9 protein-coding genes are annotated in these 16,349 nt (G+C 32.7%); 1 reads left to right on the forward strand and 8 read right to left on the reverse strand.

The window, feature by feature from the left end; genetic code table 11:
• Window positions 1-27 precede the first annotated feature (27 nt).
• From RR409_RS17435 to RR409_RS17445, 3 genes are all read right to left on the reverse strand, one after another.
• Complete coding sequence (locus tag RR409_RS17435) at window positions 28-1,971, reverse strand: N-acetylmuramoyl-L-alanine amidase (RefSeq protein WP_332559048.1); 1,944 nt, start codon at window positions 1,969-1,971, stop codon at window positions 28-30.
• Window positions 1,972-2,584: 613 nt separating this feature from the next.
• Window positions 2,585-3,841, reverse strand: coding sequence for a hypothetical protein (locus RR409_RS17440; protein ID WP_332559049.1), 1,257 nt, complete (start codon window positions 3,839-3,841; stop codon window positions 2,585-2,587).
• A 308-nt stretch (window positions 3,842-4,149) separates the two neighbouring features.
• Window positions 4,150-5,283: a hypothetical protein gene (locus RR409_RS17445; protein WP_332559050.1), complete on the reverse strand. Its 1,134-nt coding sequence runs from the start codon at window positions 5,281-5,283 to the stop codon at window positions 4,150-4,152.
• A 988-nt stretch (window positions 5,284-6,271) separates the two neighbouring features.
• Here RR409_RS17445 and RR409_RS17450 point away from each other — a divergent pair.
• Window positions 6,272-7,297, forward strand: a complete 1,026-nt coding sequence (locus RR409_RS17450; protein ID WP_332559051.1) for an LCP family protein — start codon at window positions 6,272-6,274, stop codon at window positions 7,295-7,297.
• 92 nt (window positions 7,298-7,389) lie between these two features.
• On the opposite strand, the gene RR409_RS17455 is transcribed toward RR409_RS17450, so the two are convergent.
• The 5 genes from RR409_RS17455 to RR409_RS17475 form a co-directional block, all read right to left on the reverse strand.
• Complete coding sequence (locus RR409_RS17455) at window positions 7,390-8,970, reverse strand: SGNH/GDSL hydrolase family protein (RefSeq protein ID WP_332559052.1); 1,581 nt, start codon at window positions 8,968-8,970, stop codon at window positions 7,390-7,392.
• Window positions 8,971-9,275: 305 nt separating this feature from the next.
• Window positions 9,276-10,733: a hypothetical protein gene (locus RR409_RS17460; protein WP_332559053.1), complete on the reverse strand. Its 1,458-nt coding sequence runs from the start codon at window positions 10,731-10,733 to the stop codon at window positions 9,276-9,278.
• Window positions 10,734-10,901: 168 nt separating this feature from the next.
• The gene (locus RR409_RS17465) at window positions 10,902-11,633 is read right to left on the reverse strand and encodes a hypothetical protein (protein WP_332559054.1); all 732 of its coding nucleotides are present in this window, start codon (window positions 11,631-11,633) and stop codon (window positions 10,902-10,904) included.
• Between the two features lie 384 nt (window positions 11,634-12,017).
• Window positions 12,018-12,824, reverse strand: a complete 807-nt coding sequence (locus tag RR409_RS17470; RefSeq protein WP_332559055.1) for an SLAP domain-containing protein — start codon at window positions 12,822-12,824, stop codon at window positions 12,018-12,020.
• 256 nt (window positions 12,825-13,080) lie between these two features.
• Window positions 13,081-15,963, reverse strand: a complete 2,883-nt coding sequence (locus tag RR409_RS17475) for a hypothetical protein (RefSeq protein WP_332559056.1) — start codon at window positions 15,961-15,963, stop codon at window positions 13,081-13,083.
• Window positions 15,964-16,349: the final 386 nt, after the last annotated feature.

A 16,349-nucleotide genomic window follows, 5' to 3' on the forward strand; every position in this document is an offset into this window, starting at 1 on the left:
CTCCTCCGAGGAAGTTTTCTTATTTATCTATTGAACCCAAGCTCCACTGCTATCTAATCTATAGCCACCAATAGTTGTGCTTCTAGCCATTCTTCCATCTGAATAAAGATAGTACCACTTACCACCATCCACTATCCAACCTGTCTTCATAGCTCCACTTCCATCTAAGTAGTACCAGTATCCTGCTAGTTGCACCCAACCAGTCTGCATTACCCCATTACCTGCAAGGTAATACCATTTACTTCCGCTGAGTATCCAACCTGATTTCCTTGCTCCATTTTGATCTAAATAATACCACTTTCCATCATTTAAAAGCCAGCCAGTTCTACCAACATCATTACTATCAATGAAATACCACTTTCCATCAATGCTTATCCATCCAGTGGTTTTTACTCCATTACTGTTAAAGTAATATACCTTGGATCCCTCTGTAAGTAAACCTTTATAAGCGGTTCCATCTGCTTTAAAGAAATAAGTTTTTCCATCTACAGTGAACCATCCCTTTTGAAGAGTTCCATCACTACGTAGATAATAAATGGTTCCATTGTCCACTATAAAACCTGTGGTCATTGCTCCTTCTTTATCAAAACAATAAAGTTTTCCTTCTAAAGTAATAAATCCAATCTGTGCTGATCCATCTTCCTTAAAGTAATAAGTCTTTCCACCATAGGTATATAACCCTGTTTGTAGAGTCCCATCTTCATGTAAAAGATATATCTTGCCGCTATCCTTAATAATTCCTGTAGTCATAGCTCCTGATGGATTAAGATAATAACGTTTATTTTCATAAGTTAACCATCCAGTTTGCATAACTCCTAGATCATTTAAAAAGTATGTACTTCCACCTACAGTTATCCAACCAGTCTGTCTTGCTCCTGTTTCGTTTAGGTAATACCACCTATCTGCATCATTTACCCATCCAGTACTTTTTTCACCAGTTAGTTTATTTACATAATACCAGTTTTCGTTCTCGTATACCCAAGTATAAAGTGGAATATTTTGTGTAAGGTAAGCCATTACTCCATCTACAATACCATTAGCAATTTTTTCTTGATAGGCATCAGTATTAACTAAGGCAGCCTCTGAAACATTAGTTAAGTATCCACCTTCCACTAATACCGCTGCCATATTACTTTCTCTAGTAACTGAATAATCCGCAGTTCTAACCCCTCTATCAACTGCTCCTGTATTACTAATAAGTCCAGTATGAACCTTTGAAGCATAGGTATAATGAGCTGGTTTATTTTCATGATAATAAGTTTCTATTCCTTTAACAGTAGAAGTTCCTGCCGCATTATAATGAATAGATACAAACACATCTGCTCCATAATTGTTGGCCATTACTGATCTTTCCTTAAGCTCAACAAATACGTCTGTGGTTCTGCTTATCATTATATCTACGCCTTTTGCCTTAAGTTTTGCTTGAACCTTTAAGGCAGTTGCTAAATTTACATCAGATTCTCTAACTCCATTTCTCACTGCTCCTGGGTCTTTTCCTCCATGGCCTGGATCAATGAATACCTTATAATAAGACTTTCCACTACTCACACCTTGGATAGAACTTAAAATCCTCATATTCTGAGACTTTACCCAAACTTCTATAATTCGATACTCGCTACCAACTTGTCCAACAATAAAAGTATTTCCTGGGGAAATAGCTCTTATTGAACCATTAGACACATAGGCAATGTTGCTATTTAAGCTTGACCATTGAACCTTACCTTGTGCTTCTACCACATAACTCTCATTGTTTAGTGAATAAACTTCTCCCACATTAAGAGATAGTCCGTTTTCCACTATGGCATTCTCTTCCCCATACTTATCAATTAGGGTTCCTAAGGTTGACTCTGTTAGAGACATAGCACTTACTTCTTTGAAACCTATTGTAAAGAATATGGACATTGCAACAATCAAAGAAAGGAATACTCCCTTTCCAGAAATAAATTTGACACTACTCTTCAAACTATCCACCCCATTCTCCATAAAATTATAAAAATAGCAAATTTCTCGCTAATACTTATTTATTGTATATAAAATAACAAAAATCTACATTTATAATTCTAACATAGAGTATAGGTATAAATCTATTGTTAATAAATAACTTTTTAATTGAAAATTAAGTTTATTTTAAATAACTATGAAATTTTTACCTATATGGATAAAATCCATTTTTCATAAACCTGAATTCAATAATCTAATGTCTATTTATTTTTGTCTATATTCTACATTTGGCAACTCTTATATAACACTATCTAAAGTAAGCACCTCAGAGGTGCAGACAATCTTTTCCAAAGTAAGGACTTCCAAGGTAGTACCGCACCATAACCACTAACCCATACGATCTCAGTTTGTTCTATTATTGGACTCATTCCATATTCTTCACCTTAAAAGCAATCACCTCAGAGATAATACTATACCACAAACAATAAACCATCTGCTCTCAACTTGTCCTACTATTGCATACACTGCATACTTTTCACCTTGGCCATTCAGAATAAATTGGGAACATAAAAAAACAGAGAGCATAGTACTCTCTGTTATAATTCCCAATAAAAGTAAGCACCTCTGAGGTAATACTTTTTACTTACTTTATCCAAGCTCCATCATTTCCTAATTTACACCCTTCAACTACGGTGTTCTTAGCCATTATTCCATTCCCATATAAATAGTACCACGTGCCGCCATCTTGTACCCAGCCAGTATGCATAATACCATTATCTCCAAAGTAGTACCAGTTACCGCCATACTTTATCCAGCCACATTGCATTGCACCACTATATCCGAGGTAGTACCAATCCTTGCCATCACAGTACCAACCAGTTTTCATCTCCCCAGTACCTTCGAGGTAGTACCAACTATTTCCATCCTTTATCCATCCAGTTTGCATCATCCCAGTTTCTCCAAGGTAGTACCATTTTTCCCCATAAAGGAACCAACCAGTTTTTTTCACTCCATTTTTGTCAAAATAATACCATCTATTATTTTGTTTTTTCCAGCTCTCAAATACTGGATTTTTTTCAATGATATTAAAAGTAGCATTTGGGAAGATTAGTCTTGGATCTTGTGATTCAGCATAATAAAAATCCCCATAGTTTTGAATATTATCTAAAGTATGGGCTCCTGTTACAGCCCATTCACCCATTTTATAGCTATCATTTAGTACAATAGTTCCTTCAAAGATATCTTTTTCTGCTGTGGGAAACAACTCTATAGTTATATAGTAACTTAATCCATCCTGATAATTATACACCTCCATAGATTCAAAATCTATGCTAGCAAAGCTAACTCCACTCTTATCATAATCACTAATTTCAGCTTTAACCTTTAAAACTTCCCCACTAGTAATTGTTTTCTTATCTACAGTGATATTTTTAATCTTTGGTACATCATAATCTCCAGTAGTTCCTGATACTATAAAGGAACCTACTTCAATTTCTTTATTATCTCTTATATTGTAACATTGACCACTAACTTTATCTCTATATAAAGTTATTCCAAATGGTTGCCATTGACCTGGAGCATGCCATTTACTTATAAACAGAGAAGCCTTATATATATTCTTTTCAGAAGTCTTCTCTAGCGGAATGAAAAACACTTTGGATGCATTCTCTGGTAGGTATTCTATGACACCATGGTCAAAGCCCTTATTATTGTTATCAATAATCTCTACCGTAATATCCTGAACTTCTCCCATAGTCACAGTAGTTTTTTCAACTTTCAATACATTAACGCTAAACTCTTCTGAGCCCACTGCAGCCTGTACCTTATTACTAGGTAAAACTAAACAACCAACTAAAATGAAAAGAAATAAAAAGATAGGCAAAACCTTATTGTGTCTCATGAAATACTCCCCCTAAAATTACTATCGTTACTTCCATTTTATAACAAAACATGAAACCTAACAATATTTTTCCATTAAATGCCCCCTTATTAGAAAGTAATCACCTCCGAGGTGATGCTATCCCATTACCAATAACCATATTGCTCTTTGCTTATCATATTATTAGATACACTCCATATTTTTTCACATTCACCGCAGAATAAAAAGGAACATAAAAAAACAAGGAGCGTAATGCTCCCTGTTAGCTAATATATACTTATCTACAATAGATTAAAAGTATGCACCTTCGAGGTACAGACAGATTCTTTCTATTTTATCCAAGCTCCATCGTTTCCTAATTTACAACCTTCAATCACAGTGTTCTTAGCCATTATTCCATTCCCTTGAAGATAGTACCACTTACCGCCACTTTGTAACCAACCAGTTTTCATTACTCCACTGTTTTCTAAGTAATACCAGTTTCCTCCATCACTAATCCAACCAGTTTTCATATCCCCACTACCTCCGAGGTAGTACCATTTATTCCCATCACAGATCCAACCAGTCTTTTTTGCTCCAGTTTCATCGAAATAATACCATTTATTATCTTGTTCTTGCCATCCAGTAAGGACTTTCTGCTCTTCAGCTAAAGTAAAGGTAGAGTTGGGGAAGAATTCTCTTGGATCCTTTTCTTCATTATAATAAAGATTTCCATAGTTTTGTACATTATCTCCAACATGGACACCTGTTATTGTCCATTCACCCGTTTTAAGTTTATCATCTAGTATTATTATTCCCTCAAATACATCCTTTTGTGTTGATGGAAAAAGATCTACACTAACATAATACGTTAAACCATCATCTTCATAATCATACATGGAGTCAAAATCTACAGTAACATAGCTTACTCCACTCTCATCATAATCACTAATTTCAGCTGTAACCCCTATAACCTCACCAGGTGTACCAACCTTTTTATCTACAGTGATATTTACAACCTGTGGAACATCAAAATCTCCAATTGTTCCTGTTACTATAAAAGAACCTGCTGCAATTTCTTTGTTTTCTTCCACATAATAATCCGCAGACCCAAACTCATCTCCATATAATAACACTTCATAAGGTTGCCATTGTCCTGGCAAATGCCACTTATTCACATTTATAGTTGCTGTATATATATTCTCCTGTGAGGTCTTCTCTAGAGGAACATAAAATAGATTTCCCCAGGCCCCTGCAAGATACTTAATAAATCCATCTTCAAAACCTTGTTTATATTTATCAACAATCTCAACAGTAATAACTTGTGCTTGTCCTTCTGTTACCGCTGTTTTCTCAACTTTTAACACATTTACACTAAATTCTTCTGAACCTACTGCAGCTTGTACTCTATTGCTAGGTAAAATTAAACTACTCACTAAAAATAAAAGAAATAAAAACACAGGTAAAACCTTGTTATTTCTCATGAACTACTCCTCCTAATAATTAATATTGTTACTTCTATTTTATAACATTTTATGAAAACTTACAATGTTCTTCCATGGATTCTTAAATATATTCAATTTAGGAAATAGCCTAAGCATGAGGTACTCTCCCCTAGTTATGGAAGGAGTTTCAACAGTGAATATTAACACTGTAATTTTCACCCAATATTGACCAAATTAGATATAGAATTAATATCCCACTTAACTTAACTCTATCCATATAAGTTGTAACATTGTTTCTATATTACGAATCAACTTAAATCAATTTAAAGTAACTCATATTTAAAAGAAATGAACATAGAATTAGATATTTAAACAGTTTATTTATCGCATTCCATATAAAGATACATCTTAAGGAATGGTAGAGGACGAAGAAGAATTTGATTTAGTAGTTGGGGAATACACAGCAAATAATAACCAAGATATAATGATATCCAAAGCTATTTTTGTTTATAAAATTTTCACATCTAATAGAAGATTATATTAAAAGTTTATTCGTATATGAACTGTACCAATTTTTATTTAAATAACCAATGAGTTCATTTTGGTAAGCTACCCTGGAAGGAGCTCCAAGAGACAAATTAAACTTTGTTTGAATAAAGTGATCTATGTTACACCAAAGTTTAATTTAATGCGCAACATTCCTACCTTAAACTCCTTTAAGCACTGATATGGATGGGGGCTTATCCTTCCAGAATGTCCTTAAGATTTATATACTTAAATTCATCTGGATTCCTATAGAATCCTTAGGGGTGTTATTTATCCATAATTATTCCCTATTTTATTATTTATTTCATATACTTTTTTTCGTCAATTTATTGTATAATATGAGTAGCTTTCGTGTTACTCTGAAAGCTATTAGTATTTTGTCGATTTTCTCTTAATATCATTTATTATGTTTAAAGAAAATAACTTAAGAATATAAAAGGATTTTAATATTTAGAAGGATAAAGAAAGAAGGTACTATTTTATGGGTGAAAGAACTGAAAAGAGTAAAATAGAAAGATTAAAAAGAAAGAGAAGAAAAAAGAGAATATTACTTGGTTTGATTGTTTTTCTTATCTTTATTATAGCAGGAACTGCATCCTATGCATTTTTAACCTTAGGCAATGTTAACACTAAAGAAATTACAGTAGATAAAGAGGAACTAGGAATTGAAACAGAATTAGAGCAAAAAATAGAAGAAGACAATAAAAAGGACATCAAAAATATTATATTATTAGGAGTAGATGAGTTTGAGGGAAATGTGGGTCGTTCTGATGCAGTGGTAATTGCAACTGTAGATCCAGTTCACAACAAGCTAAAACTTACTTCTATAATGAGAGATTCTTATGTTAACATCCCTGGTCACGGCTACGACAAATTAACACATGCCTATGCCTTTGGAGGAGAAGAATTATCTATTAAGACTATTAACCAAACCTATGGTCTTAACATAACTGATTATGTAAAAGTTAACTTTGATGAAATGGAAAACATCATTGATGCTGTAGGTGGACTAGATATAGAAATTAGAAGTGATGAAATAGAAAACATGAATGAACATATTCGTCACCTTTCTAAGAACGCCGAAGTTAAACCTGCTTACATTAAGTCAGCTGGAATGAAGCACTTAAACGGACTTCAATCCCTAGCTTACACAAGAATTAGATACACTAGCGGTGGAGATGCTGAAAGAACAGAAAGACAAAGAACAGTTCTTACAATGTTATTTGATAAGATAACTTCTGCAGGTGCTGGAAAACTTCCTGGTATGGTTAATAAACTTCTTCCTCTTGTGGAAACTAGTTTAACTAGTAAGGATATAATAAACCTTGGAATGAGTTCTTTAACTGTTGGTAATAAGCATATTGAACAGCAAAGATTCCCACTAGATAGTTACAGCGAAGGTAAAAAAATAGATGGGGTTTTCCAATTAACCTTTGATGAAGAAGTAACTAAGGACCAAATGTATAAATATATTTTTGAAGACATAAAACCAACTGAAGGTCAATAGCAGAGCTAATAATAAATAAATTTAAAGGTAGTAAGAAGAGTTCTTCTTACTACCTTTTTTAAATTTGCTTATTTGCCTTGGAGGCGCTTCCATTAATTGGATGCACCTCCGAGGTGATGATAAGAATCCTTTAATTCCTTTATAACTCCATTAAAAGCCGGAGTGTAAAATAAGCCCATTCCTAAGCTACTTGGATGGTTTATACCATTTCCGCTTTCCCCTGGCTCATTATATCTACCTAGTAAATCATCTTCGGTAAACGCTGAACCCTCCTTATATGGAACTTGTTTTTCTATAGCTATATTGCTAATCTCAGCAGAATAAGGTCCCGTAGGTTTAAAGGATACTTTTCCACCTACTAATTTGCTATAGGTGCTGAATTCTAGTTGTAGTACATTATTAATGTATACTTTATGTTTAATTCCATCAGCTTCTATTTTAACATTATAGGAGGTATTAAGTTTTACCCCTGGAACTTCTACTATCTTGTAAGGTTCAAGCTCAACTTCACTTTCATCTTCCACTATAACTATAACATTTCCACTTTCAGTAGTTTCATAAACTATATTTTTATTACCTTTTTTTCCACTTGGTCCATAGATTGAACCGTTGTCACTGGCATATAGTGAAATAACTCCAGTGCCGTCTTCTTTAGCTTGCATCTGAATAATAATACTTCCTAAATCACTACTCCTATAGAGAATATTTCTGCCGCCTTCAATTCCAGTGGCGTTAAATACTGCATCAAAACTTATAGTTCCATCAAGAAAGTCAGTGACTCTCTCCAGATTATTTTCAGTTTGACTATAAGTTGATTCTACATCCTTTTCATCCCTAAGGATCTGAAACAATCTATTAGCATCAGCACAAACATATCCTTTTTCCTTTGCATATTCTCTAGTTACTAAAGCAACTGAATTTGTTATGTCTTGCCTTTGATTATATCTTGTTACATCTTTAGTGGGTAATATAGTAGGCACCAGTACTAAATCAGGAGCTACCTCCCAAGTCTTTGTAAACCCTACAAAGCTGTCTAAGGCTTTCCTCATTTCCTCATCACTATTTTTAATATAACCATTAGCATCATTCATTCCAAAAGCTATGATGAGTAAATCTGGTTTAAAGTCCTTCACGTGATCTTTCCATGACTTATCCGTTACTGACCAATCCCTATGAAAGTTAAACACAAAATTTGTTTCTTCATCTACTGCTTTATATTCATCACTTATTAATTGTGCAAAGCCACGGGCTCCCAATGAGAAGTTCTGAACTTCGATAGCAACTCCAGGAAGTGCTTCTTTTAACTGAGTCTGAACTTGGTTTACATAATTATCTGAAGGTGAGGATAAATCCGCCCCTTCTGTTATGCTGTCTCCAACAAAAGCTACTCTTAAAGTCCCTTCCTCGATTGCTTTTTTAGCTTGGTCCAAGGAGCCTTTTGGAATTATTTCTATATCACTTATGGCCTTACTATATAGCCCTCTTAAATTGATTAATTCTTTATACTTAGAAGATATAGCTTCACTTCCACCAGTTTGAATAACTTGAGCTGCACCTTTTCCGTCATAAGCTTGTACAGTAATCGGACTAGCAATACTAGTGATTAATATAGCCCCTAGGAACTGGATACTTATTAACCTTGAAATTTTCTTTATACTTAAGTTTTTCAACATTTCATCAACCTCCATCCAAGATAATACAATTCACATTTAGATATACAGAAACAATTCCAACAATATATAATTCATTAAAAGAAGTTGTTTCTTCAAAATAGATAGTCAAACTCTAAAATTCATAAACTATAAATGTTTCTTATGTATTTAAAATTCCATATATTTATGAATATATTGAGTTTTGAGTTTGTTTATCTATGGGAATAAGCTTATTTTAGATACTAGCTTTTAAGACACAATAGATTTTTAGTTAGAAAACACTATATATCTTAAAAATATTGCATCCCTTAAAAGCTTGTCCTGTTTTAGTGAATTTTTTGTGTTATGTTTAAACTTTCCCAAGACTTTATGGTTAGTTCATCACCTTCCACACTACACTGGGTATTGGGTAAATAGGTTGAAGAAAATTCATCTAAACTAATTTTTATCTTTGTGATTATAATTGAAGGAGTATCCCCTTTATTTATCAACACATTATGGCTAACTTGTCTACTTTTGCTTTTTCCTATAACTTCATGGGTTATATATCCCGTATAAGCTGCAGAAGAATCAATCTTCATTGTACTCTCACTTAAACTTTCTTCATCTGGTGTTCTTTCTACAACTGTGCTCTTCAGCCCTAAGTTTAATCTTATTGGATTTTTAGATATGTACTCTACCTTTTTAGTTGAATTATTTACAAAATAAAATAAATAATTGGATTGTACTGGTAAAGATGTCATTATATCTTTATTATAAAGCAAAGGCAAGGATACAGTACTAGTACTTCCATCTCCAACTATCTTTGTTTTTAAATAAGAAGCTTCTAGTGCTTGTACTGTTGGTTTATTGTTGTAAAGAGTGTTGATCCATTGAAATGTACAGTAAAGAGAATACCCCTCTGGTATTGCCCCTTGTAAATCTATAACCATATTATCTGGTGTAACCACTGCACTTTGCATATTTATGATTTTAAGTATACTTGTAACATTATATATGTTCATGATTTTTCTCAAATCATCTAACTTATTATCAAGACCATTAACAAAATTATTTATATCTTCACTAGAAAATTCCTCTGGTATTGTTTTAAGTTCTGCAACAGCCTTCTCAGCAGCCTTTAAGTCTACTTCTTTTTTTGTTGACTCAACAACACTCACTAACTCCATTGCACTCATAAATAACTTTGTTTGAATTTTATCTAAAGCCTCACTAAATGACGCTTTGTATTGAGGTTCTAAATCCTTTATAATGATTCTTCCTAAAATTACATCACTTTGAATAGGATTATCTTTATTAGTATCTAGTATATTAGCTATTGCCTCAAAAATAGGATGTTGATAATTATCAAGTATAGAAGAAAATGCATTTTTATATTCCACTATACTCTCAGGCAATTTATCCACTAATGTCCTAGCTTCATAAATAGCTATTTGTAACCCCTTTTCAACCCCTTGTACCACATCTTTGTTTTCACTTATGCCAGGTTCAAGGGAATCTTCACACTTAAAATAAAATGGTTTAACTCCATTTTCAGTTCCAATAACTATTACTCTTTTCACTGAGTTAAAAGCATCACTAAATAGCTTGTCTATCTCCGTAATTTCTGGTGTCTCCGAAGTTCCTCCATCCTCTGAAGGCTCTGGCTTCACAGGGTTTTCTGCTGATTCTGATATTTCTGAAGTCCCTAAATCTGAAGCATACACAGTGCTTTGATTAACACTACCAAATAAAAAAGCTACTGCAATTAACAAAGAAAATACTTGTCCTAAAAATCTATTCATATTGTCTCCTCCCTTTTGTCCATACTATTATTGTAAGGTAACCTTTTCCATAACTCAATGTATATACGTAAAGTTTTACAATTATGTCAGAATAAATGAAAATAAAAGTTAGCACCTCCGAGTTAGTACCATAAAATGGAATCAACTCGGAGGTGCTAATTTTCTAATTTAATCTATGATTTTCATCTTATCCAAACGAGACTTTAATTCTGATTCTGCCCAAGTCTTTACTTCATCATTATGTTGAACCCTAGTTAAATCAAGGTATAATTCGAAAGCTTTATTATAATCCGCTTTTTTCCCTGATTTCTCTGCTAGAATAACGCTGTCCATTGCTTTATTTTTAAAGCTTTGTTGAAGTTCATCTAAAGTAGGTAAAAAGAACCCATGAAACTCTGCAGGAAGACTCAATACCGAAGCTCTTGCCTTATCTATATCGCTTTGAGTTCCTGTAAGTTTTGCATAATTAACAGCCTCTATAGTCTTATCAATAAGAACTTGCTGAACTGCATCCAGCTGCAGACTCATATCAATCTTCTTTTCTGAATAAGTATCTGAAAGAGAGGAAATTAAACTTCTTGCATAGTTAACAGATTCCTGCATCCCACTAGTAACCGCCCCATAAGTAGCATTAACAGCTTCATTATAGATGCGAGTTTGTTCTCTCTTCACTTCTTCCCCATAGAGAGAATAAAGTATATATTCCTTATCTTTATCATCAAAATTTAAAGCAAGCTCTCTAGCGCCATCAATGCTTTTTTGAATCTTTTCATCCTTAGTGAGATTTGGACCCTTAACCTCACTTAAAACAACCCTATAAGCAAAAGGAGCTACCACAATTAATAATAAACCTAATATTGAAGTTATTATAATTAAACTCTTATTTATCTCCTTCTTCAAAGAAACCCCTCCTAAATCTATATCCTTATAATAAACCTATTCCACTAAATATTTATGAAAAATCACAAATACCCATAATGTGCTTCCCTAATATGATTATCTTAACCTAAATATTATAATATATAATATAACAAAAAGACAAGGACAGAGGGTAACCTTGGGTTGTCAGGTTCCTCTATCCTTGTCGCATAGGAATTTAAAACTTGAATGAAGAAGTAGCGTATTAAACAAAAGTTATATTTTAATTTCGTAATACGTTTCTATACCTATTGTATCATAATATAGAAAAAATTAGAATAGTTTTTAAGATTTTCTTATAAAAGAAATTTTTTTATTTAAGAGTATATTTCTAAGTCTAGGCTTTATTTATTACTAATAATAGATTTATAAATATATAGCCTTACACTTAGAAAGATCATGCTTTTCTATTGAAGCTTCAGTGGCATCTACCTCAAAATTTATGATCTTAGATTTAAAAGGGCTTACTTTAATACCTTCTTCACTTTTAAAAGTACCTTTTGCTATAATCTCACCATTCTCACTAATAATTGAAATTGGTAACTCTTGTAATAGTCCGATTTTGTTACTTCCATTTCTAATTAGTATTATGCATGCTATTTTATCGATATTTTTGTGTTCTAGATTAAAAACAGATATAGTAACTTCATTATCCTTCAAAGCACCTAGGCCACTTATAAATTGCCTTATTGATTGTTCCTCTTCAAAGGTAATGTTGTCTGGCATATTCTCAATTTCAGCTAAAACAGACTTAAAAACCTTAATATTTTCCATTCCACCAAACTTAATAGAGTACTCTTTATCTTCACTGTAATCCTTTAATTCTTCTAACGGAAAACTTAATGAAAAGGGCTTTCCTGAGATTGGTGGTATTATTCCACGCTCTCCAAAATTAATATCTAGCGCAATTATATTGTTACCTTCTTTGTCTTGTAGCACAAGCTGAATATCCTCTAATGAAATTTTTTGATTTAACCCATTCCTAATAAAAAACCCGATTTCTAGATTATCTAGATTCTTCACTATATAAGTCTTATTTATATCAAGTTTATTCTCTTCTAATGGGTACTCATCATTTATCACTTTTAGCTCTTCTTCATAAATCTGAGTTTTAAGTGCTGAAATTGTATCATTATCACTTAAAAACAATTTAATGTCTAAACCTTCGCTCATAATTTCCTCCTATAATGTCTCCTTTTATAAATTCACTCTATATGTATTACATTATTTAATGCTAATATACATAAAAATATTACAGTTATGATTATATCATAATTGATAATACATATTACAATCATTTATATTTTTTTACACGAATATTTTGCTTTAGTAACCTAACCCCATTCCATATATCAACTTAGATAAAAAATATAACTTTTGTAATAAAAAAAAGATGAGAAATTTCTTTCCCATCTTTTTGAACTTTTAATTAGTCATTTAAAACAACTTTGATTGTCTTAGCTAATCCTGAACTTGTGATTGCATTGATTACGAATGAATCTCCTGCAGTTCCATCAGCATCTGCTACTAAAATCTTGTCATTTGTTGCATTTGTTACAGTTAATGCGCCACCAACTTCATCAGCATCAACAACATTTGTTATTGTGAATGTAACATCTGTAGAAGCTACATTATATTGGTCAAGTAAGCTGAAGTAGAAGTTTCCTTTATCTGTAGTTAATATATCAGCAACATCTGCTTTTGCTAAGCTAATAACAGGGTCAGTCACAGTGTTTGCAACTCCACCAGTTACTTTCTTAATAGCAACGCTTGCAGCCTTAGGAGCATCTTCACTATAAGTAATCTCTTTAGTTAAAGATATTGGACCATTTGCTCCTTCAACTAATACAGTTAATGTACCAGTCTTATCACCAGCAGTTAAGCTAGCGCTTAAATCTGTAGATCTTAATGTAGTTCCTGCCACAGCTAATCCTGCATTGTTACTTACATTTTTAATAAGACCTTGATTTACTTTTACATCTTTTCCATCTTTTATTCCATATACTTCAACTACTTGGTCGTAAGCAACTGCTGCAGTTGTACCTACATAGTGCTTATCTAAATCTGCTATAGCAAATTCAGAAACATCTTCTAAATCTACAGATTCCATAGTGAATGTATATTCATCTATAACTTTCTTAGTAGCATCGCCTAAAGCTTTGTCATATAACTTAATTGTAAATGATTCAGTTCCTGCATTAGTTGCATGTGCTGTAAATACAGTTCCTGCAAATGTTACATTACGATCTGCAAGTGCTATAGTTGTATCAGCATATGCTATCTCATAGTTAGCTCCTAATGAAACTTCATCACCATATTGATCATTAGCTAATATTAATCCAGCTATATCTGAAGTTTGACCTTGTTGCATTGCAGTATAGAAATCTGTGTCTAATCCTGCTATTGTTGTAACAACTGGAGCAGCCTCTACAGCCCAAGATTGAGTTTGAACTTTTCCTGTAGCTGAAATAACTGTAACTACTACTGGAGTTCCTTTTGTAGTTGGAGTTACTTCTAATATTTGTTTGTTGTCATTTACATAGTCAATCTTTGTAGATAAAGTTCCACCAGTAATTGATATAGAACCACCTTTTCCAAATGTAGCAGTAGTATTAGTACCATTTAAAGTTATGCCACCTAATTGAGTTGATGAAACTAAAGCATTTCCATATTGATCTACTGCTGTAAATGGAACTACAGCCTTCTCAGTTGCTTTTAGTGTTACAGCTGGTTGCTCAACTTGTAATACATCTATTTTAGCATTTTCTTTAACTACTACATTCATGCTAACAGATTTTCCACTTGCTGAAACTACTGTAATTACAGCTGTACCATAAGTTGGAGTTCCTGCTTGAGCTTGTATAGCTATAGCTGGTTTATTATTTTTAGTTGTTAATCCATTTGGATTTACAATTGAAGTGTTTGAACTTACTATAGTTACACCTGCTAAATCTGCTGCAGTTAACTCATTACCATATTGATCTAGTGCAGTTAATGGTAAGTAGTATTTGCTAGCATTTGCAGTCATTGTTGATTGGTAAACTGTTTTACCTTTTAAAGTTGAATCATCTGTTGTTAATTCACCTAATGTTAAGCTTGCTATATTAGCTGCTTGAGCAACTTTTACTGTTCCTGTTGAAACAGTTGCAGTTCCTTTGTGAACTATAGTTATAACAACGTTTTGATCTACTGTATAATCTGAAGTATTTTCAAGTCTTAATACTCCATTAGTTAAGCTTACAGCTGTTCCAACTGATGATGAAACTGATAAAGGTGATGCAACGCCAGTTAAATCTGCTGTATCTAAACTCTTAGTAATATCTTCACCATATTGGTTTTCAACTTTTACTTTTACTGTTACAGCTTGTTTTTCATCTCCAGCAGCAACTGATTTATCTGTGATTACTGCAGCTTCAGATGCAAATGTAATTTTACCAACTTTAGCAGCTTGTATTTCTACTTCTGGAGTAGTTGTTGCAGCTTCAGCTGCATATTTAGCAGTTGCTACATAGTCTCCAGTTTGTAAGTTTGTGCTTGTAGTTAATGTTGCAACTGTTTTATCAGCATTCCACTCAACTGATGCTATAGAAACATTTATATTATCTCTTTTTACTGTTAAAACCATTTTAGTAGTATCAACAACAGCTTTATTGAACTTAACTTCTAATTTTTTAGCTCCAGCTCCAACTATTGAATCAACTTTAACTACAACAAGTGTAGCTTCTGCTTTAGCGATTTCTGGCTTAATAGCAGCTTCGTAAGAAGCTTTAGCTTCTGCAGAGAAGTCTATAGTCATTAAGTCAGCGAATTTAGCTTTAGCAACATTTAATTCTGCCTCAGTTTTAGCAGCTTTAACCATGTCTAAAACATGTACAGCGTATGCTTGTTGAACTGTGTCTATAGCTGAGCTATAAGCGTTGAATGCAACTTTCCAGCTAGCTGATAAGTTGTTGAAGTTGTATTTAGCTGTGTTGATGTTCTTTTGCTCAACTTTTGCAGCTTCAGTTTTAGCAACTGCGATTATGAATTCGAATTTTTCTTGTTGAACTGGGTCTAAGATTGAGCTTAGTGTTGTTGCTAAGTACTCTTCCTTAGTTCCTTTTACTGTTTTGTAAAGATCTTCTAAAAGACCTCTAGCAGCAGTTAAATCTTTTTGATCTTTTGAAGCAGCAGCTTTTTCGTAAGCTTTGTATGCAGCCTCATATTGTTGTGCTAACGTTAGTGTAGCAGCTTGTACTACTGGAGCAACTACAGAAGCTCCCATTGTTGCAGCTACTGCCGCAACTAACCCTTTTTGAACTTTCTTATTCAAGTTAATTCCCTCCCATTTATTTAAACTTTATAATTATATTTTAATGTGTATCATTTCAATTTGATTATGATACAACAATAATTAACGATTTTTATCTATCATTTATTAATATGCTAATAAATTAAGATTTAGAATTTTTTTACAAAAGTTTTGAATTATTTATATTATACCTAATTCTAAAATACTTGTCCACATTTTTTTCTAAATAATGTATAAATTTATAACAAAGTATTAGTTTGTTAAATATGTATTTATATGCTTTATTTTCATATTAATTCATATTTTATACTTTATTTACTCAGTTATTATGTTTTTCCTCTGTTAGAATAATTTGGTTTACAAGTAACATTATACATCTTTGTCCAACCTATATCAAGTAAATTTTA

The organism is Clostridium sp., from assembly GCF_036642255.1.
In the GTDB taxonomy this organism is placed as follows: domain Bacteria; phylum Bacillota; class Clostridia; order Clostridiales; family Clostridiaceae; genus Clostridium_J.

Bases quoted from the DNA above. Each gene is read 5' to 3' on its own strand.
- RR409_RS17440 (WP_332559049.1), bottom strand. From the start codon at position 3,841: ATGAGACACAATAAGGTTTTGCCTATCTTTTTATTTCTTTTCATTTTA.
- RR409_RS17445 (WP_332559050.1), bottom strand. From the start codon at position 5,283: ATGAGAAATAACAAGGTTTTACCTGTGTTTTTATTTCTTTTATTTTTA.
- RR409_RS17450 (WP_332559051.1), top strand. From the start codon at position 6,272: ATGGGTGAAAGAACTGAAAAGAGTAAAATAGAAAGATTAAAAAGAAAG.
- RR409_RS17455 (WP_332559052.1), bottom strand. From the start codon at position 8,970: ATGTTGAAAAACTTAAGTATAAAGAAAATTTCAAGGTTAATAAGTATC.
- RR409_RS17460 (WP_332559053.1), bottom strand. From the start codon at position 10,733: ATGAATAGATTTTTAGGACAAGTATTTTCTTTGTTAATTGCAGTAGCT.
- RR409_RS17470 (WP_332559055.1), bottom strand. From the start codon at position 12,824: ATGAGCGAAGGTTTAGACATTAAATTGTTTTTAAGTGATAATGATACA.